General features: G+C 68.7%; 17 protein-coding genes and 1 riboswitch. Of the genes, 10 read left to right on the forward strand and 7 right to left on the reverse strand.

All coding sequences use genetic code 11. From position 1 onward, the window contains the following. Positions 1 to 10: 10 nt before the first annotated feature. Both SMN802W_RS0105295 and SMN802W_RS0105300 read left to right on the forward strand, forming a co-directional pair. Entirely contained in the window at positions 11 to 949 is a 939-nt protein-coding gene (locus tag SMN802W_RS0105295) for an alpha/beta fold hydrolase (protein ID WP_019515856.1), read from the forward strand. Then, positions 946 to 2028 carry an NAD(P)/FAD-dependent oxidoreductase gene (locus SMN802W_RS0105300; protein ID WP_019515857.1) on the forward strand — a complete coding sequence of 361 codons (1083 nt, stop codon included), beginning with the start codon at positions 946 to 948 and terminating at the stop codon, positions 2026 to 2028. The genes SMN802W_RS0105295 and SMN802W_RS0105300 overlap by 4 nt, the downstream gene beginning before the upstream one ends. On the opposite strand, the gene SMN802W_RS0105305 is transcribed toward SMN802W_RS0105300, so the two are convergent. From SMN802W_RS0105305 to ispH, 4 genes are all read right to left on the reverse strand, one after another. After that, entirely contained in the window at positions 2025 to 2912 is an 888-nt protein-coding gene (locus tag SMN802W_RS0105305; protein WP_019515858.1) for a DMT family transporter, read from the reverse strand. The two genes, SMN802W_RS0105300 and SMN802W_RS0105305, sit on opposite strands and share 4 nt — an antisense overlap. Before the next feature lie 13 nt (positions 2913 to 2925). Beyond that, on the reverse strand, positions 2926 to 3393 hold the full coding sequence (gene rnhA / locus SMN802W_RS0105310; protein WP_019515859.1) for a ribonuclease HI: 468 nt from the start codon (positions 3391 to 3393) through the stop codon (positions 2926 to 2928). After that, on the reverse strand, positions 3390 to 4361 hold the full coding sequence (gene thrB, locus SMN802W_RS0105315; protein ID WP_019515860.1) for a homoserine kinase: 972 nt from the start codon (positions 4359 to 4361) through the stop codon (positions 3390 to 3392). Before thrB ends, rnhA begins: the two co-directional genes overlap by 4 nt. A 131-nt stretch (positions 4362 to 4492) precedes the next feature. Continuing rightward, positions 4493 to 5476, reverse strand: coding sequence for a 4-hydroxy-3-methylbut-2-enyl diphosphate reductase (gene ispH / locus SMN802W_RS0105320; protein ID WP_019515861.1), 984 nt, complete (start codon positions 5474 to 5476; stop codon positions 4493 to 4495). 132 nt (positions 5477 to 5608) lie between these two features. Between ispH and SMN802W_RS0105325 the strand changes: the two genes are divergently transcribed. The 6 genes from SMN802W_RS0105325 to SMN802W_RS0105350 all read left to right on the forward strand — a co-directional run bounded on the left by SMN802W_RS0105325 (position 5609) and on the right by SMN802W_RS0105350 (position 11437). Then, complete coding sequence (locus SMN802W_RS0105325; RefSeq protein WP_019515862.1) at positions 5609 to 6280, forward strand: hypothetical protein; 672 nt, start codon at positions 5609 to 5611, stop codon at positions 6278 to 6280. Positions 6281 to 6360: 80 nt separating this feature from the next. Beyond that, positions 6361 to 6462, forward strand: a riboswitch (glycine riboswitch). A gap of 154 nt (positions 6463 to 6616) precedes the next feature. Next, entirely contained in the window at positions 6617 to 7783 is a 1167-nt protein-coding gene (gene gcvT / locus SMN802W_RS0105330; RefSeq protein WP_019515863.1) for a glycine cleavage system aminomethyltransferase GcvT, read from the forward strand. A gap of 4 nt (positions 7784 to 7787) precedes the next feature. Further along, positions 7788 to 8159 carry a glycine cleavage system protein GcvH gene (gene gcvH / locus SMN802W_RS0105335; RefSeq protein ID WP_019515864.1) on the forward strand — a complete coding sequence of 124 codons (372 nt, stop codon included), beginning with the start codon at positions 7788 to 7790 and terminating at the stop codon, positions 8157 to 8159. A gap of 46 nt (positions 8160 to 8205) precedes the next feature. Continuing rightward, complete coding sequence (gene gcvPA / locus SMN802W_RS0105340) at positions 8206 to 9564, forward strand: aminomethyl-transferring glycine dehydrogenase subunit GcvPA (protein WP_019515865.1); 1359 nt, start codon at positions 8206 to 8208, stop codon at positions 9562 to 9564. Further along, entirely contained in the window at positions 9561 to 11138 is a 1578-nt protein-coding gene (gene gcvPB / locus SMN802W_RS0105345; RefSeq protein ID WP_019515866.1) for an aminomethyl-transferring glycine dehydrogenase subunit GcvPB, read from the forward strand. Before gcvPA ends, gcvPB begins: the two co-directional genes overlap by 4 nt. After that, positions 11135 to 11437 carry a hypothetical protein gene (locus SMN802W_RS0105350; RefSeq protein ID WP_026325779.1) on the forward strand — a complete coding sequence of 101 codons (303 nt, stop codon included), beginning with the start codon at positions 11135 to 11137 and terminating at the stop codon, positions 11435 to 11437. The genes gcvPB and SMN802W_RS0105350 overlap by 4 nt, the downstream gene beginning before the upstream one ends. A gap of 4 nt (positions 11438 to 11441) precedes the next feature. On the opposite strand, the gene SMN802W_RS0105355 is transcribed toward SMN802W_RS0105350, so the two are convergent. Then, positions 11442 to 11702 (reverse strand): SemiSWEET family transporter, encoded by a 261-nt coding sequence (locus tag SMN802W_RS0105355; RefSeq protein ID WP_019515868.1) that lies wholly within the window; start codon positions 11700 to 11702, stop codon positions 11442 to 11444. A gap of 60 nt (positions 11703 to 11762) precedes the next feature. Here SMN802W_RS0105355 and SMN802W_RS0105360 point away from each other — a divergent pair, with 60 nt between their 5' ends. After that, complete coding sequence (locus SMN802W_RS0105360) at positions 11763 to 12260, forward strand: CcdC protein domain-containing protein (protein WP_019515869.1); 498 nt, start codon at positions 11763 to 11765, stop codon at positions 12258 to 12260. Here SMN802W_RS0105360 and SMN802W_RS0105365 read toward each other — a convergent pair. Next, positions 12257 to 13180, reverse strand: a complete 924-nt coding sequence (locus SMN802W_RS0105365; RefSeq protein WP_051083516.1) for a DMT family transporter — start codon at positions 13178 to 13180, stop codon at positions 12257 to 12259. The genes SMN802W_RS0105360 and SMN802W_RS0105365 overlap by 4 nt on opposite strands. Before the next feature lie 77 nt (positions 13181 to 13257). Beyond that, positions 13258 to 14946 (reverse strand): alkaline phosphatase family protein, encoded by a 1689-nt coding sequence (locus SMN802W_RS0105370; protein WP_019515871.1) that lies wholly within the window; start codon positions 14944 to 14946, stop codon positions 13258 to 13260. Positions 14947 to 15008: 62 nt separating this feature from the next. Here SMN802W_RS0105370 and SMN802W_RS0105375 point away from each other — a divergent pair, with 62 nt between their 5' ends. Then, positions 15009 to 17033: a protein-disulfide reductase DsbD family protein gene (locus tag SMN802W_RS0105375; RefSeq protein ID WP_037523169.1), complete on the forward strand. Its 2025-nt coding sequence runs from the start codon at positions 15009 to 15011 to the stop codon at positions 17031 to 17033. The last annotated feature ends 61 nt before the right edge of the window (positions 17034 to 17094 follow it).

Here is a 17094-nt window from a genome sequence, read left to right on the forward strand (position 1 = left end):
ACGCGGGCAGATGAGCCGCCATGCCGCCTTTCGCCGCGCCATCCCCGCCGACGCGTGTGTGTCGACATGGTACGCGGCCGACCGTTGGCCGATCCGCCGCTTCGAGTGGCCGGCCGCCAAGCCGCGAGGGGCGATCCTGTTCCAGACCGGTCGCGGTGACGTGTTCGAGAAATACCTGGAGGCGTTCGCGCACTGGCACGACGCGGGCTGGTCGGTCAGTGCGTTCGACTGGCGCGGTCAGGGCGGATCGGGGCGGCTAAGCGCGAACCGCAACGTCGGACACGCCGACGATTTCGCAGCCTGGACCGCTGACCTGTCCGACTTCTGGCGCAGCTGGGTCGCGGAGCAGCACGGCCCGCACGTCGTCATCGGCCACTCGATGGGCGGATACCTAGTGCTGCGCGCGCTGGTCGATCGCGTGATCGACGCGGATGCAGCAGTGCTGGTCGCTCCGATGCTCGGCTTGCGCTCACCGGTGGGCGCGCGGGCTGGCGGATGGCTCGCCTCCTTGATGCGGCGTGCCGGCGATCCCGCGCGTGCGGCGTGGAAGGGGGGTGAGAAGCCGGGCGCCAGGGTCGACCGGCAATCGATCCTGACGGCGGATGCCGAGCGCTATTCCGACGAGGATTGGTGGTACGCGCAGTCACCCGAGCTCCGGCTCGGACCGCCGTCATGGGCGTGGCTGGCGGAAGCGTTTGCGGGCACGCAGGCGCTGCAACGCGATCTGGCGTTGGCGCGCATGACGACGCCGACGCTGATGCTGCTCGCCGAACGCGACGCACTGGTCGACCCGCGCGCGGCGGCGGCGATCGGCGGGCGATTGCCCGACGCGGAGGTGATCCGCTTCGGTGCGGAGGCGGCGCACGAGTTGCTGCGTGAAGCCGATCCGGTGCGCGACCGTGCGCTCGCCGCCATCGACACGTTCCTTGCGCAGCGGGCTCACGCGTGAACTACGACATCGCGATCGTCGGCGCGGGGATTGCGGGCGCGAGCCTTGCCGCCGCGATCGGCGCGCGCGCGCGCGTGCTGTTGCTGGAGGCGGAGGACCAGCCGGGCTACCACGCGACCGGGCGATCGGCGGCATTCTGGTCCGAGACCTACGGTGGACCGGCGATCCAGCCACTGACCACCGCATCGGGTCCGGCATTGCGCGATGGCGGGTTCCTGGACCCACTCGGATCGCTTCACATCGGGCGGACCGGCGACGCAGCGGCGCTTGACGCGTTCCTGGCCGAGTTCGCCGACACGCCCGTCGCGCTCGACCGCGTCGATCCGGCAACGCTGGTGCCGGGGCTCAGGCGCGAGTGGCGGCACGGCGTGATGGAAGCGTCATGTGCCTATATCGATGTCGCGGCCTACTACGCCGATCGGTTGCGCGCTGCGCGATGCGGCGGGGCGGTAGTGGAAACAGGCGCGGCGCTGGCAGCGGCCGAGCGGCAGAACGAACGCTGGCGGATGGTGACCCATGACGGGCGGGTCTTCTTTGCCGAGGTGTTGGTGAACGCAAGCGGCGCCTGGGCCGATGCCGTGGCGAGCGCCGCCAGCGTGCGGCCGATCGGCGTGCAAGCTTATCGCCGAACGATGGTGCAATTGCTGACCGACACCGCGCCGCCATCGACCTTGCCGCACGTCGCCGACATCTCGGGCGGCTTCTACTTCAAGCCGGAGGCGGGTGGCCGTCTGTGGCTCAGCCCGCACGACGAGACGCCGGTCAACGCGCACGATGTCCAGCCGGAGGAGATCGACGTTGCCACGGCGATTGACCGGTTTGAGCAGGTGGTCGACTGGCGCGTCGCCAAGGTGGAGCGCAGCTGGGCGGGATTGCGATCGTTCGCGCCCGATCGTGCGCCAGTCTACGGCTTCGACGCGCATGTCCCCGGCTTCTTCTGGTTCGCAGGCCAGGGCGGGTTCGGCATCCAGACCGCGCCCGCCGCAGCGCAGATCGGCGCGGCGCTGCTGGTCGGTGGTGAGATGCCGACGGGCGTCGACGTCGATCGTTATGCCGCGACGCGTTTCGCGCGGCCCTAGGCCTGCTCGCGTTCGGCGAGCAACGCCGTCTTCGGTCGCGCGCGCATCGCGACCACCAGCACGCCGAGAAGCGCGAGCGTCGCGCCTGCGATCATGCGCCGGTCAAGATGGTCGCCGGTCAGCGCGACACCGAACGCGATCGTCGCAAGCGGCGTCATCAGCGTCAGCGGGGCGAGCAGGTTCGCCTCGTAGCGGCGGATCAGCGCGTAATAACTCGTGTGCGCCATTACCGAGACGACCAGCGCCGCGAACAGCACCGCCGCGACGAACGGCCAACCGGCGGCGAGGGCGCTCGCCCACTGTCCGCGCTCGAACAGCGCCGAGCCGAGCGCCAGCGGCAGGCACGAGACGAGGCCGACCCACGCCTGAAAGCGCAAGGGCGCGACATCCTCGACCTGCTTCATCATCACCGCGCCGAGCGAGCCCGCGAACGCTGCGCCGACGATGAACCACAGCCCCGCCGAGAGCGCGACCCCGTCCGGGTTCCACACTACCAGCACCACACCCACGAGCGTCAGCGCGATGCCGATCCCGCGGCGCAAATGGATGCGCTCGCCCAGCATCACTATCGACAGCAGCGTCGTGAACGGCACGCCGACCTGAATCACGATCGCGGCGGACGACGGCGAAGCAGTCTGCAAGCCGATGAACAGCAGCGCGAAATTGCCCGCTCCCATCAGCAGGCCGATCATGGCGACGCGTAGCCGCGGGCGCGGCATCGGCAACAGCCACGGCAGCGTCGCGAACACGACCACGGCAAAGCGCACCGCGGCGAAGAACAGCGGCGGGACATGCCATGCGCCGACCACGATCTTGCTAAGCACATTGCTGTAGCCCCAGGCGAGGCAGATCAGCAGCAATATCAGGAAGTCGCGTGCGCGCACGGCGAGTGATCGGTCAGGCGGCGCCGCCGGGGCGCTTGCCCGCGGCGATCGCGGCGTCGCTGGCGAGCTTGTCGACGCGTTCGTTGTCGGGGTGGCCGGCGTGGCCCTTGACCCATTTCCAGTCGATTCGGTGCGGCTTGGCGGCGGCGAGCAGTGCCTGCCACAATTCGGCGTTCTTGACCGGTTTCTTGTCGGCGGTACGCCAGCCGTTCTTCTGCCAGCCATGGATCCATTTGGTGAGGCCGTCCATCACGTAGCGGCTGTCGGTCGACAGCGTGACGCGGCACGGCCGCTTGAGCGCCTCAAGCCCTTGGATCGCCGCGGTGAGCTCCATGCGGTTGTTGGTGGTCGGGTTCTCGCCGCCCGACAGCTCCTTTTCCGTCTCGCCCATGCGCAGCAGCGCGCCCCAGCCGCCGGGGCCGGGATTGCCCTTGCACGCGCCGTCGGTGGCGATCTCGACGAGTTGAAGTTCGGTGGTCATGCGTGGTGCTTTATCGTGTCCGGCAGGAGGTCAGGGGCGTAATGCGCGAGGCGGCGCAGATAGGCGAGCGGGTCCTTGCGCGTCACCAGCGCATCGGCGGGCGTGTTGAGCCAGTCCCATGCGCGGCTGAGTGCAAAGCGGAGGCATGCCCCAGCGGCGAGCGTCGGAAAGGCGTCATGTTCGGCCGCGGACAGCGGATAATGGCGCTCGTATCCCGCGAACAAGGCATTGCCGATCGCGGCGTCGTAGCGCGTGCCGGTCGCGTCGAAACTCCACGCGCTATGCGTGATCGCGAGATCAAGGACGCGGATGTCGGTGCAGGCAAAATAGAAGTCGATCAGCCCAGACACGTGATCGCCGCGCATCAGCACGTTGTCGGGGAACAGGTCGGCGTGGATCGCGCAGGTGGCGAGCGTGTCGCGCGGCCAGTGCGCCACGACATGGTCGAGCGCGCGGTCGAGCGCGTCATGCAGGCCGGGCGCGATCTGGTCGAGGCTGCGGCCGCAGCGATCGAATAGGGGACGCCATGTGTCTATCCCCATCGTGTTGGGGCGGGTGAGCGCGAAGTCTGCGACGGCGTGGTGCATCTGCCCGAGTGCGTCGCCCGCGGCGAGCGCCTGTTCGGGCGTCGGGTGCGACAGCGACACGCCGGGCAGGAAGCGGATCAGGCAGGCGGGACGCCCTTCCAATTGCTGAATCGCGCTGCCCTCGCGATCGGCAATCGCGGGCGGGACTGGCAGGCTCTTGGTCGCGAGATGGTCGAGCAGCGCCATGAAAAAGGGCAGGTCGTCGGCGGCGACACGCTTCTCGTAGAGCGTCAGGATGAAGCGGTCGCGCGTCGTGTCGACGAGGTAGTTGGAATTCTCCACCCCTTCCGCGATCCCCTTCGCGGAGACGAGTTCACCGACGTCGTAGCGTGAAAGGAAAGCCGACAGCGCCTCGGCGGAGACGTGCGTGTAGACGGCCATGCTCAATCTCCCGCGCGGAAGGTCACAGAAGTCACAACCCGACGCAGGTGCGCGCGCTTGCCCGCGCTCCCGCGATCACGAAGCCGCCGTTGCACGGATTGGGCGTGTAGGACAGTTCGGGGGGCAACAATCTACGCGGCGGCGTCGAGCCCGCGCGGCAGCTTGAACGCGATCGACTCGCGCGTCGTCTCGACCTCGCGCTCGATCACGTCGAAGCGCGTGGCGAGGCGATCGACCAGTTCGCGTACCAGCAGTTCGGGCGCCGACGCCCCCGCGGTGATGCCCAATGTGCCGACACCGTCGAGGAACGTCCAGTCGAGTTCCGCCGCGCGCTGGATCAGCGCGGCGCGCACGCCCTGCCGTTCGGCGACCTCGACCAGCCGGACCGAGTTGGACGAATTGGGCGCGCCGATTACCAGCACCGCGTCGCACGAATCGGCGATTGCCTTGACCGCCGCCTGCCGGTTGGATGTCGCGTAGCAGATGTCCTCGCCACGCGGCGCGTCGATGCTGGGAAAGCGCGCGTGGAGCGCCGAGACGATCGCGGCGGTGTCGTCGACCGACAGCGTGGTCTGCGTGAGAAACGCGACGTTGTCAGGGTCGGGCAGATCGAGGGCGGCGACATCCTCGACCGTCTCGACCAATGTCATCGCGCCGGCGGGCACCTGTCCGAAGGTGCCGATCACTTCGGGGTGGCCGGCGTGACCGACGAAGACGATATGTCGGCCGGCAGCAACCAGACGCTCAGCCTGACGATGCACCTTGGACACCAACGGGCAGGTCGCGTCGAGGTAGCTCAAACCCCGGTCCTGCGCCTCAGCCGGCACGGATTTCGGCACACCGTGCGCGGAAAAGACGACGTTGGCGTCATCGGGCACCTCGTCCAGTTCCTCGACGAAGATCGCGCCCTTCGCCTTGAGCGCGTCGACCACGAACTTGTTGTGGACGATTTCATGCCGGACATAGACGGGCGCGCCGTGCTTCTCGAGTGCCAGCTCGACGATGCGTATCGCGCGGTCGACACCGGCGCAGAAGCCGCGCGGCGCGGCGATCATCAGCTCCAATGGGCGGCGCGTCGAGGCGGTGTGGACGGGCAGGTCGGCGAGGTCGGACATGCAGGCGCATGTACGCCAATGCTTGCTCCGGCGGAAGGCGGTTCCTATGGTGCCGCGCGAACGGGGCCGGCTTCCTGCGCGACCAGCGCGACAAGAAGCCGGCCCGTCGCGTATCCGCTTCTTGTACCAGGAATGCCGCTTGTGTCGCACCGCTCGAACCTCCTGCCGCTCGCCATGGTCCTTGTTGCAGGCGGAGCATTGGCCGGCTGCGCCAAGTCGGGCGAGATCGATGTTACGGGTGGAGCCGCGGGGATCACCTCGGTCCGCTCGGCCTGCCCGATCGTCGGCGTGCCCGCGGGCACCGGCGACGTGACCGTCTTCAACCCCGCGAACAGCACCGACGCGAGCGCGATCGATGTGACGGCGACAATCAGCAACGTGCGCTCGACCTGCAACGACGCGGGCGACGATATTCAGACGACGGTGACGTTCGACGTGCGCGCCCGGCGGACGCAGACGGGCGCGGCGCGCGACGTGACGCTGCCCTATTTCATCGCCATCACCCGCGGTGGCACGTCGGTGGTGTCGAAGCGCGTCGGCGGCGTCGCGCTCCACTGGGACGCGGGGCAGGGTGTCGCGACCGCGAACGAGCAGGCGACCACCGTCGTCTCGCGCGCGCTAGCGACCGTGCCGCAAGAAATCCGCGACAAGCTGACGCGCAAGCGCAAGGCAGGCGACGAGGATGCAGCGGTCGATCCGCTGTCGCAGCCCGAGGTGCGCAGCGCGGTGCTGTCGGCCACGTTCGAGGCGCTGGTCGGGTTCCAGCTGACGCAGGACCAGCTCCGCTACAACGCGACGCGCTGAAGCGGTCTGCGCGAGAGCGATTGACAGGGTTCAAGGGCGCGGGCAGAGCGACGCGCGTCGACGTGGAGCATCTGCTGTACGTGGGCGGCGCGGGAGAGTGCGGCGGGCCTTTCAGGCAAGCGCCGCCGCCGAAGGAGCAACCACCCCGGAATCTCTCAGGCAGCAGGGACCGCGCAGCCTTATCGACACTCTGGAAAGCGGTTGCGCCGGTCACCCGGCGCGATCCACCGAAGGGGTAATCCCGTTCGCGGGAGAAAGCTCTCAGGTTCCGTGACAGAGGGGGACATGACCGAAGCGCGACCCCGCGCTGCCATGCCTTTTCGTCAGGAAGCCGTGATGAGCGACACGATCCAACCCACCGACGGTGCTTCCGACCCTCAAGAAGATGGGGACGAGGTCGTCATCGAGACGCTGACGCTTCCGCTCGACGCGTGGCACCGCGCGCGTGGCGGCCGGATGGTCGAGTTCGCCGGCTATCACATGCCCGTCCAGTATGAAGGCATCATGGCCGAGCATCTGTGGACGCGCGCGAACGCTGGGCTGTTTGACGTCAGCCACATGGGCCAGCTGTCGATTACGGGCGAGGGCGTGGTCCAGGCGCTCGAGGCATTGCTGCCGGCGGAAATCCAAAAGCTGCCGTTCAACAAGGCACGCTACTCGCTGTTGCTCAATGACGAGGGCGGCGTGCTCGACGACCTGATGCTGACGCGCCAAGATGACGAGAAGGTCTACATGGTCGTCAACGGCGCGACCAAGTATGATGACGTGTCGCACATGATCGAGCATTTGCCCGACGACGTGACGATCAACCTGATGGAGGATCACGCGCTGCTCGCGGTGCAGGGGCCGAAGGCGGTCGATGCGGTGTCGCGGCTGATCCCGGGTGTCGAGCAGCTCGTTTTCATGCAGGCGGGCGCGTTCCAGTGGAAGGGCCACGACCTGTGGCTCAGCCGTTCGGGCTATACCGGCGAGGACGGTTACGAAATCTCGCTGCCCGCCGAGGCCGCCGAGGCGTTCGCCGATGCGCTGCTCCAGCAGCCCGAGGTCAAGCCGATCGGGCTGGGTGCGCGCGATTCGCTGCGGCTTGAGGCCGGGCTGCCGCTCTACGGCCATGATCTCGACCCTGAGACGACGCCGGTGATGGCCGACCTGGGCTTCGCATTGTGGAAGCGCCGGCGCGAGGCGGCGGACTTCCCGGGTGCGCAGCGCATCCTCGCCGAGCGCGAGCACGGTCCCGCGGTAAAGCGTGTCGGCCTGCTGGTCGAAGGCCGTCAGCCGGTACGCGAGGGCGCGAGCGTCGTCGGCGACGACGGCGCGGTGATCGGGCGCGTGACCAGCGGCGGCTTCGCGCCCTCGGTCGGCGCGCCGATCGCGATGGCCTATGTCCCGACCGAGCTTGCGACACCCGGAAGCGTCGTCAGCCTCGTCCAGCGCGGCAAGGTGCACTCGGCGACTGTTGCCGCGATGCCGTTCGTTCCCCATCGTTACTACCGAGGAGCCTGATCCCATGAGCCGTTATTTCACGCAGGACCATGAGTGGATCGACGTCGACGGCGAAACCGGCACCGTCGGCATCTCCGATTACGCGCAGAGCCAGCTCGGCGACATCGTGTTCGTCGAGGTGCCCGAGGAGGGCAAGTCGCTGTCCAAGGGCGACGACGCAGCGGTCGTGGAGAGCGTCAAGGCCGCGTCCGACGTCTACGCGCCAGTGTCGGGCACCGTGATCGAAGGCAATGCCGCACTCGCCGACGATTCGTCGCTGGTGAACTCGGACCCCGAAGGGGAGGGCTGGTTCTTCAAGATCACGCTCTCCGACGTGGCCGAGCTCGACCAGCTGATGGACGAGCAGGCCTACGCGGCGTTCGTCGAGAAGCTCTGACCGACTGCGCTGCTCCGCGCTGACGGAGCGGCTTCAAGGAACTGCCATGCGCTACCTGCCACTCACCGATCACGACCGCCAGGACATGCTGTCCGTCATTGGCGCGTCGTCGATCGACGACCTGTTCGTTGACGTGCCCGAGGCCGCGCGGCTGGACGGACCGGTCCACGGCCTGCCGAACCACGCCAGCGAGCTGAGCGTCGAGCGGCACATGACTGCGCTCGCGCGCAAGAACACGGTGGCGGGCGAGGTGCCGTTCTTCCTCGGCGCGGGGGCGTATCGCCACCACGTGCCCGCGAGCGTCGATCACCTGATCCAGCGTGGCGAGTTCCTGACCGCCTACACGCCGTACCAGCCCGAGATCGCGCAGGGCACGTTGCAGATGCTGTTCGAGTTCCAGACGCAGGTCGCACGTCTGCTCGGCACCGATGTCGCGAACGCCAGCATGTACGACGGTTCGACCGCCTGCTGGGAAGCGATCGGCATGGCCAGGCGGATCACCAAACGCGGCAAGGCGATCCTGTCGGCGGGGCTCCACCCGCACTACGTCTCGGTCGCGAAGACGATGGCAAAGTACACCGGCGACGTGCTTGACACGGCCTCGCCGTGGCTGGTGCCCGACATGGACGTGGACCGGCTGATCGAGAAGATCGACGGCGATACCTCGTGCGTGGTGGTTCAATATCCCGACATCCTCGGCCACATCGCCGACCTGCGCCCGCTCGCCGATGCGTGCCACGCCAACAAGGCGCTGCTGATCGCGGTGGTGACCGAGCCGGTGGCGCTGGGCGCAATCCGCAGCCCCGGCGAGATGGACGCCGATATCGTCGTCGGCGAGGGCCAGTCGCTCGGCGTCGGGCTGCAGTTCGGCGGACCCTACGTTGGTCTGTTCGGGTGCAAGGAGAAGTACGTCCGTCAGATGCCGGGCCGCTTGTGCGGCGAGACCGTTGACGCCGATGGCCGCCGCGGCTTCGTGCTGACGCTGTCGACGCGCGAGCAGCATATCCGGCGCGAGAAAGCGACCAGCAACATCTGCACCAACTCCGGGCTGTGTGCGCTGGCGTTCTCGATCCACATGACAATGCTGGGTGAGGCAGGACTGCGGCAGCTCGCGGCGACCAACCACGCGAACGCGGTCGCTGCGGCGGAGCGTCTGGCGAAGGTGCCGGGGGTTAGCCTCGTCAACGACGCCTTCTTCAACGAGTTCACGCTCGATCTGGGGCAGGAAGCGCGGCCGATCGTGCGTGCGCTCGCCGATAAGGGCGTGCTCGCGGGCGTGTCGCTCGGCCGGCTGTATCCGGGTGAGGCGGATCTCGCCAACGGGCTGGTCGTCGCGGTGACCGAGACGGTGACGCAAGAGGATGTCGAGGCGCTGGCGAGCGCGCTCGAGGAGGTGTTGGCATGAGCATCAACCAGAGTGGCTGGCGGCCCGAAATGACCGTCAAGGGCACCGATGAGGCAGCCCCGACCTTCACCGGCAACAAGGCGCTGATGCTGGAAGAAGCGCTGATCTTCGAGATCGGCTCGACCGAGACGACCGGGATCGAGGTGGCGGAGCCCGTCACGTCAACGTCGCGGCTCGGCAAGCTCGCGCGCACCGCACCAATCGGGTTGCCGGGCCTTTCGGAGCCCGAGACGGTGCGGCACTACACCCGGCTCAGCCGACAGAATTACGCCATCGACCTCGGGCTGTTTCCGCTCGGCTCGTGCACGATGAAGCACAACCCGCGCCTGAACGAGAAGATGGCGCGTCTGCCCGGCTTTGCCGACGTCCACCCGCTGCAACCGATCGACACGGTGCAGGGAGCGCTGGGCGTCATCAACGAGCTGGCAGTGTGGCTGATTGAACTGACCGGCATGCACGGCGTCGCGATGAGCCCCAAGGCGGGCGCGCACGGCGAGCTGTGCGGCATCCTGTGCATCAAGGCCGCGCTGGAGAAGCGCGGCGAGGGCCACCGCAAGATCGTGCTGGTGCCAGAGAGTGCACACGGCACCAACCCGGCGACCGCCGCCTTCGCAGGCTTCCAAGTCGAGGACATTCCCGCGACCGCCGACGGCCGCGTGGATACGGCGGCGCTCAAGGCGCGGCTCGGCCCCGACATCGCGGCGGTGATGATCACCAATCCGAACACCTGCGGGCTGTTCGAGCGCGATCTCAAGGAAATTTCCGACGCGGTCCATGCGGCGGGCGGCTACGTCTACTGCGATGGCGCGAACTTCAACGCGATCGTCGGGCGGGTGCGTCCGGGTGATCTCGGCGTCGACGCGATGCACATCAACCTGCACAAGACCTTTTCGACCCCGCACGGCGGCGGCGGCCCTGGGTCGGGGCCGGTGGTGTTGTCGGGAGCACTGGCGCCGTTCGGCCCGCTGCCGTTCACCGAGCGTCACGGCGACGGCCACATCACGTTGGTCGAGGAGGAGACGGTCGAGGATCGCCATCCCGACAGCTTCGGGCGCATGACCGCATTCCACGGTCAGATGGGCATGTTCACGCGTGCGCTGACCTACATTCTCTCGCACGGCGCGGATGGTCTGCGTCAGGTCGCGGAGGATGCCGTGCTGAACGCGAATTACGTGCTGCGCAGCCTGGAGGACGTGCTCGACGCACCGTTCGCGAAGGCGGGACCGTGCATGCACGAGGCGCTGTTCTCCGATGCGAACCTCGCGGATGGTTTCTCGACGCTGGATGTCGCCAAGGGGCTGATCGACGAGGGCTTCCATCCGATGACGGTCTACTTCCCGCTCGTCGTCCACGGCGCGATGCTGGTGGAGCCGACCGAGACCGAGTCGAAGGCGGCGCTCGACCAGTTCATCGGCGCGCTGCGCAGCGTGGCCGAGCGCGCCAAGGCGGGCGACGCCGCGCTCAAGAGCGCGCCGCACTTCGCCCCGCGCGCACGGCTCGACGAGACGTTGGCGGCGCGCAAGCCCAAGCTGGTGTGGAAGGAGCCCGCGCCCGTCGCGCAAGCGGCGGAGTGACGAACGGATGCGCCGCGGTCATACGGCTTGCCGCGGCGCTCGTGCTTGTTGGCATCAGTGTCGGCGTTCAGGACGACACTGGCGGGGTCGCAGTCTACGGCAGTGAAGGCGGTTTGTCGCAGGTGCGGCCGCGGATCGAGGGCGGTTGGCCGGCACCGTTCCTCGCCGACGATCCTGCCACCTCCGTCCCGCACAAGCTCGGCGCGGAAGACGTGTTCCGGCCTGGGGCGTTCTTAGCCGACCTCGCTTTCTGGTACCTGTTGGTCGGCGCGTTCCTGTGGCTGCTGCGCCGACGCTGAACGCTTACAGCGCGGTCGCGAAGGAGATCGCGCCGAGCAGCACGCCGGGCGCATTGGCGAGCACGATCGGCCAGTCGCGCCGTGGTCGGCGCAGGAAGCCGTAGGCGACCCACAGGCTGCAATTGACCATCGTTGCCAGCGGCTGGATCAGCGATCCCTTCTCGCCGGCCAGGTTGAGTTTGATCTGATCGAGATAGGACAGGTACATCGCGACCGCCGTCGCCGTCGCGATCCAGCCGAGCAGGCGCAGGTGCTTGTCTTGCATCGCCGACAAGCGCGCGAGCCGTCGCTTTCGTTTCGCGTCCGGTCGGGTTAGCCTCTCACGATGAGCACCAACTCGGGCAATTGGATCAGCTACGCCATCACGTTCGCGATCCTCGCGCTGCTGCTGGCGTTCCGGTGGAAGCGGATGCGCCGGGCGCGGCCGCTGAAGCTCGAGCGATTGTGGGTCCTGCCCGCGCTCTACGTCGCCTTGTGCGTCATGTTGTACGCGCAGCATCCGCCGCAAGGAGCAGGCTGGCTGTTCTGCCTAGGCGCTTTGTTGCTGGGCGCGCTGCTCGGGTGGCAGCGCGGCAAGATGATGCGGATCGCGGTCGACCCCGACACCCACGCGCTCAACCAGACCGGCTCGCCCGCTGCGCTGCTGTTCATCGTTGCGCTGGTCGTGGCGCGTAGCGGCGCGCGCGTCGCGGTCGAGCGGGGCGGGTGGGGCATCGATCCCTTCGTGTTCACCGACGTGCTGATGGCACTGGCGCTCGGGCTGTTCACGGCGATGCGGGTGGAGATGTTCCTGCGCGGGCGGCGTCTGCTCGCCGGGGGCTAGGCGATGCCCTGCGCGATCGCCTGCCGTGTTTCTTCGCGGCGGCGGACATGCTCCCGCCAGACGATGTAGAGGCCGGAGCAGACGATCACCGGAGCGCCCGCCCAGGTCGCAGGGGCGGGCAGGCGATCAAACACCAGCGCGCCGAGCACCGTCGCCCATAGCAGCGCGGTGTAATCCATCGGCACCACCGTCGACACGGGCCCGAGCGTCAGCGAACGTGTCATCGCGATCTGCGCCGCGCCGCCGATCACGCCTATCCCGAGCAGGATCGCCCACACCGCCGGCTCGTGAGGCTTCGCCGCGAACAGATAGGCAGCGCCCAGCGGCAGCAGCGACAGCGAGGAGAACCAGAACACCGTGGTGAGCGGCGCCTCCGTCCGCCCGATCGTGCGCAGCAGGATCGAGACGGTCGCCGTGCCCGCCGCGGCGGCGAGGCCGATCAGTGCGCCGACCAGCGGGAAGTCGTCGCCGCCCGGCTGCGCGACGATCATCACGCCGATGAAGCCTGCGAACACCGCCGCCCAGCGCCGCGCACCCGTAGGCTCGTGCAGCACCAATGCCCCCAGCACGGTTGCGAAGATGGGCATGGAGAAGCCGATCGTCGTGGCCTCCGCGAGCGGCAGCATGGTGAGGGTCTGAAAGGTCAGCGCCATTGCACCCAGTCCCAACAGCGTCCGCAACACGTGTGCGCCGAACCGCCGGGTCTTGAGGCTCGCGATGCCAGGTCCCGTCGCGACCAGGCCACCGACCAGCAGCGTCGCGCCGAATTGTCGCCAGAACATGATCTCCGGCAGCGCCGCACCGCGCGCCTCGGCAAGCTTGATCCCAAGGTTCATCAGCGCGAACAGGCCGACCGACAGCAGTCGCAACCCGATCGCGAGCAGTACATGGTCGGATGTCGGAAGCGGGGGCGCGCGCACGCCGCGCTGCTTTGTGGAAAGCGGCGGCGTGTGCAACCGCTTTCCCGGCGATCACCCGAGCCCGGCCGATTCCAGACCTATCTGGCGCAGGTGCTCGCCGCACTCAAATCGAGATCGAGGCAGCGGCCGTCGAGCCCCGACACGGGCAGGTCGATCGTCGCCGCGAGCGTGGGGACGATGTCGACCGTCTCGACCGACAGCGGCTGCTCGAACCCGGCCATTCCCTTGCGCCAGAACAGGATCGGCACGCGCCGATCATAATCCCAGGGCGAGCCGTGCGTCTCGACGTAGCCCGGCCCGGGCTTCGCAATCGTCGTCACGCGCGGGCGCAAGAGGACGAGGAAGTCACCAGAGCGAGCCGGGTCGAACGAGGCACGCGCGCGCTCAAGCAGTGTCCACGTTTCGGGCGGGGTGGTCGGCATCGGCGTCGCCATAATCTGCTGGCGCGTGAGCGCGGCGGCGACCTGCGGCTGCGCGGAGAAGCGCTTCACGGCTTCCGCGATCACTGCGGCGCGACGCGCGGCGGGCACGTCGTCGGCGACGTAGACGTCGCCTTCGCTGGCGAGCAGCACCGGTCCGGCGATCCCCATATCGCGCCCAATCGCGGCGCCGATCGCCTTCGCGGTCACGTCGGCGTTGACACGCGCTTCCATCGGCATCGCGCGCTGCTGCTGCCGCTCGGTCATGTCGTGCGCGCCGTGGTCGGCGGTCAACACGACCTCATAGTCGAGCCCCCAGCGATCGAGCTGCGCGAAGAACCCGCCGAGCGAATGGTCGAGCTCGTTCATCTGAATGCACATCTCCGACCCCTGCGTGCCGAAGGTGTGACCGATATAGTCGGTCGCCGACGCGCCGACCGAGATGATGTCGGTCTGCGGTCCGCGGCCGAGCTTCATGTCGCCGATCAGTGCGGCGGCGAGCGCGAACACCGCGCCGTCGCTCGCCGGCGAGGCGCGGAACGCCTTGGCGTCACCCGCCTGACGCTCGAAGCGCCCGGTGCCGAGCGTCTGGTCGCCGACCTGCGCCGGTCGCGCGATCGACTGGCAATAGGCCGGCAGCTCCAGCCCGGCCTGCGGGCGCGCGATCAGCGCCGTCACTGCGGCATTCGCGCGCTCGGCCGCCGGCGGCATCTTGCGCCCGGCGTAGGACATGAAGTCCTTGCCGCCCCAGAACCACAGCTCGTCGACCTTGTGGCCGCCCATCATGATCGCGGCGCGGTCCTTGCCCGCGACCGAGACGACGCGGGTGCGCGGGTCGCGCGCCTTCATCATCTCGCCCAGGGTCGGCACCTTCAGGTGCACGTCGCTCGGCACGTATTTCTCGTGATCGCTGCCCGCGGCGCGCTCGTCCTCGGCGCAATAGACCTGCTTGTCCTCGCGCCCCGCCTTTTGGTCGACCCAGGTGTTGGCGATGATCCCGGTGTGTGCGGGGCGCATGCCGGTCAGGATCGTCGAGTGGCCCGGGCACGTCTCGGTCGCGGCGTGGCTCTGGTAGCCCGAGGGGAAGACCGCGCCGGTCAAAAGGCGCGCGAAGCCGTCGGTGAAATGGTTGCGATACTGCGCGAACAGGTCGGCGGAGAATTGATCGACCGAGATCGCGACGATCAGCTTGGGCGGTGTGCGCGGTGCGGCGGGTGCGGCAGCCTCGCTCTTCGGCGCGACCGGCGGCGCGGCGGGCGTGGCCTCGCGTGCCTCGCGTGAGTTTTGCGCGGTGGCCGGCAGGGTGAGCGCGGAGGAGAGGAGCAGCGCGGCGGTGAGGGCTTTCATGCGGGTACCTTGATGGAGGCGGGGGTGCAAAACGGGGGTCGCCCGGCTATGAGCCGGGGTCGATGGTCAGGCAAGCTGTGCGCGCGGCGCTTTTCATTCTGATGACGGTTGCCGGTCTGCTCGTGCCGACAGCGTGGGCGCAGGCGCCGGGCAACAAGCATATTCGGCTAACGCTGGTGGCCGAGAGCGACCATCCGCGTGCCGGCTCGACCGTCCGGCTCGCGTTCGAGGCGGTGCCGGAGGCGGGCTGGCACGGTTACTGGAAGAATCCGGGCGATGCGGGCGTCGAGACGCAGGTCGCGTGGACGCTGCCCGCGGGCGCGAGCGCTGGCCCGTTGCGCTATCCCGTGCCCGGCCGGCTGCTGATCGCTGGGCTGATGAACTACGTCTACGAGCGGCCGTTCGCGCTGCTCGCCGACGTGACGCTGCCCAAGGCGCTGCCGGCAGGTACCCGCGTGCCGATCGCGGCGAAGCTGACTTATCTCGTCTGCACCGAGCAGATCTGCGTGCCCGAGCAGCAGGAGGTGGCGACTGTGGTGACGATCGGCGACGGCATGGTCTCGCCCGCGCGCCGCGCCGCGTTCGACGCCTATGCGCGCGCGATCCCACGCGCGCTCGGCTCGCCCGCGACCTATCAGGTCGAGCAAGGGCGCTTGCGCCTCGCGGTCCCCTTTCCCGCGGGTGCGGCACTCGGGCAGGCGTGGTTCTATCCCGCCGCGGCAGGCGTCATCGACATGGCCGCACCGCAGACGGTGACGCGCGACGGTGACCGGGTGATGATCGAGACCAGGCCGGCGGTGACGCCACCGACCGGCAGGATCGAGGGCGTGCTGAGCACGGCCGACGGACAGGGTTTCGCGTTGTCGGTGATTCCGGGGACGGTTGCCGCAGCGCAGGGCGGTGGCGGTGTGTGGGCGGCGGCGCTGCTCGCGTTCGGTGGCGCGCTGCTGGGCGGGTTGTTGCTCAACATCATGCCGTGCGTGTTCCCGATCCTGAGCCTCAAGGCGCTGAGCCTCGCCAAATCGGGCGAGAGCGAGGCGCACGCGCGGCGCGAGGCGCTGGCCTATACCGCGGGCGTGGTGCTCGTCTGCCTGGCGCTCGGCGGCGTGCTGCTAGCACTACGCGCAGGCGGGGCGAGCGCGGGCTGGGCGTTCCAGTTGCAGGACCCGCGCATCGTCGGCGTGCTGCTGATCCTGGTCGCGGTGATCGCGCTCAATCTGGCGGGATTGTTCGAGCTGCCGACGCCGCGCTTTGCGAGTGCGAGCGGGGTCGGCGGCGCGTTCATGACCGGCGCGCTCGCCGCGTTCGTCGCGACGCCGTGCACGGGGCCGTTCATGGGTGCCGCGCTGGGTGCGGCGCTGGTGCTGCCGGCCGTCGCGGCAATGGCGGTGTTCGCGGGGCTGGGGATCGGCATCGCACTGCCGTTCCTGCTGATCGGCTTCGTGCCCGCGCTCAGGCGGCGATTGCCGCGGCCGGGAGCGTGGATGCAGCGGCTGCGCCACATCCTGTCGGTGCCGATGTTCCTGACCGCGCTCGCGCTCGCCTGGGTGCTCGGGCGGCAGGCCGGGGTCGACGGCATGACGCTGGGACTCGCGGCGGTGCTGCTGGCGAGCCTGGGGCTGTGGTGGACCGGGCGGCGTCAGCACGCCGGGAACGAGCGCGCCGGATTGCCGGCCGCGATCGCGCTCGCACTCGCGTGTGCAGGCGTGGTCCTCGTTCGCGCGGCGCCCGGTGGGGCCGCCAGCGCGCTGCCGGGTGCCGAGCCGTTCAGCGAGGCACGGCTCGCCGCGTTGCAGGCCGAGGGTCGGCCGGTGTTCGCCTATTTCACCGCCGACTGGTGCCTGACTTGCAAGGTCAACGAGAAGGCAGCGATCGAGACGCAGGCGGTTGCCGACGCGTTCAGGCGCGGCAAGGTGGCGGTGCTGGTCGGCGACTGGACCGACGGCGATCCGACGCTCGGCCGCTTTATCGAGCGGCACAACCGCGCCGGGGTGCCCTTGTACCTGTGGTACGCCAAGGGCGCGCAGCGCCCGAGCGTGTTGCCGCAGATCCTCACCAAAGCGACGCTGACCGACCTGTCGACCTGAGCCTAATATGGTGCACGATGCTTGTGCCGAGCAGCTTTGTTCCCCAGCATGCGGCCAAATC

Origin of the sequence: Sphingomonas sp. Mn802worker (assembly GCF_000382485.1) — a bacterium.
In the GTDB taxonomy this organism is placed as follows: Bacteria; Pseudomonadota; Alphaproteobacteria; order Sphingomonadales; family Sphingomonadaceae; genus Sphingomonas.

Coding starts and splice junctions, on each gene's coding strand:
- SMN802W_RS0105295 (WP_019515856.1), top strand. CDS start 11: ATGAGCCGCCATGCCGCCTTTCGCCGCGCCATCCCCGCCGACGCGTGT.
- rnhA (WP_019515859.1), bottom strand. CDS start 3,393: ATGACCACCGAACTTCAACTCGTCGAGATCGCCACCGACGGCGCGTGC.
- thrB (WP_019515860.1), bottom strand. CDS start 4,361: ATGGCCGTCTACACGCACGTCTCCGCCGAGGCGCTGTCGGCTTTCCTT.
- ispH (WP_019515861.1), bottom strand. CDS start 5,476: ATGTCCGACCTCGCCGACCTGCCCGTCCACACCGCCTCGACGCGCCGC.
- SMN802W_RS0105325 (WP_019515862.1), top strand. CDS start 5,609: ATGCCGCTTGTGTCGCACCGCTCGAACCTCCTGCCGCTCGCCATGGTC.
- gcvT (WP_019515863.1), top strand. CDS start 6,617: ATGAGCGACACGATCCAACCCACCGACGGTGCTTCCGACCCTCAAGAA.
- gcvH (WP_019515864.1), top strand. CDS start 7,788: ATGAGCCGTTATTTCACGCAGGACCATGAGTGGATCGACGTCGACGGC.
- gcvPA (WP_019515865.1), top strand. CDS start 8,206: ATGCGCTACCTGCCACTCACCGATCACGACCGCCAGGACATGCTGTCC.
- gcvPB (WP_019515866.1), top strand. CDS start 9,561: ATGAGCATCAACCAGAGTGGCTGGCGGCCCGAAATGACCGTCAAGGGC.
- SMN802W_RS0105355 (WP_019515868.1), bottom strand. CDS start 11,702: ATGCAAGACAAGCACCTGCGCCTGCTCGGCTGGATCGCGACGGCGACG.
- SMN802W_RS0105360 (WP_019515869.1), top strand. CDS start 11,763: ATGAGCACCAACTCGGGCAATTGGATCAGCTACGCCATCACGTTCGCG.
- SMN802W_RS0105370 (WP_019515871.1), bottom strand. CDS start 14,946: ATGAAAGCCCTCACCGCCGCGCTGCTCCTCTCCTCCGCGCTCACCCTG.
- SMN802W_RS0105375 (WP_037523169.1), top strand. CDS start 15,009: ATGGTCAGGCAAGCTGTGCGCGCGGCGCTTTTCATTCTGATGACGGTT.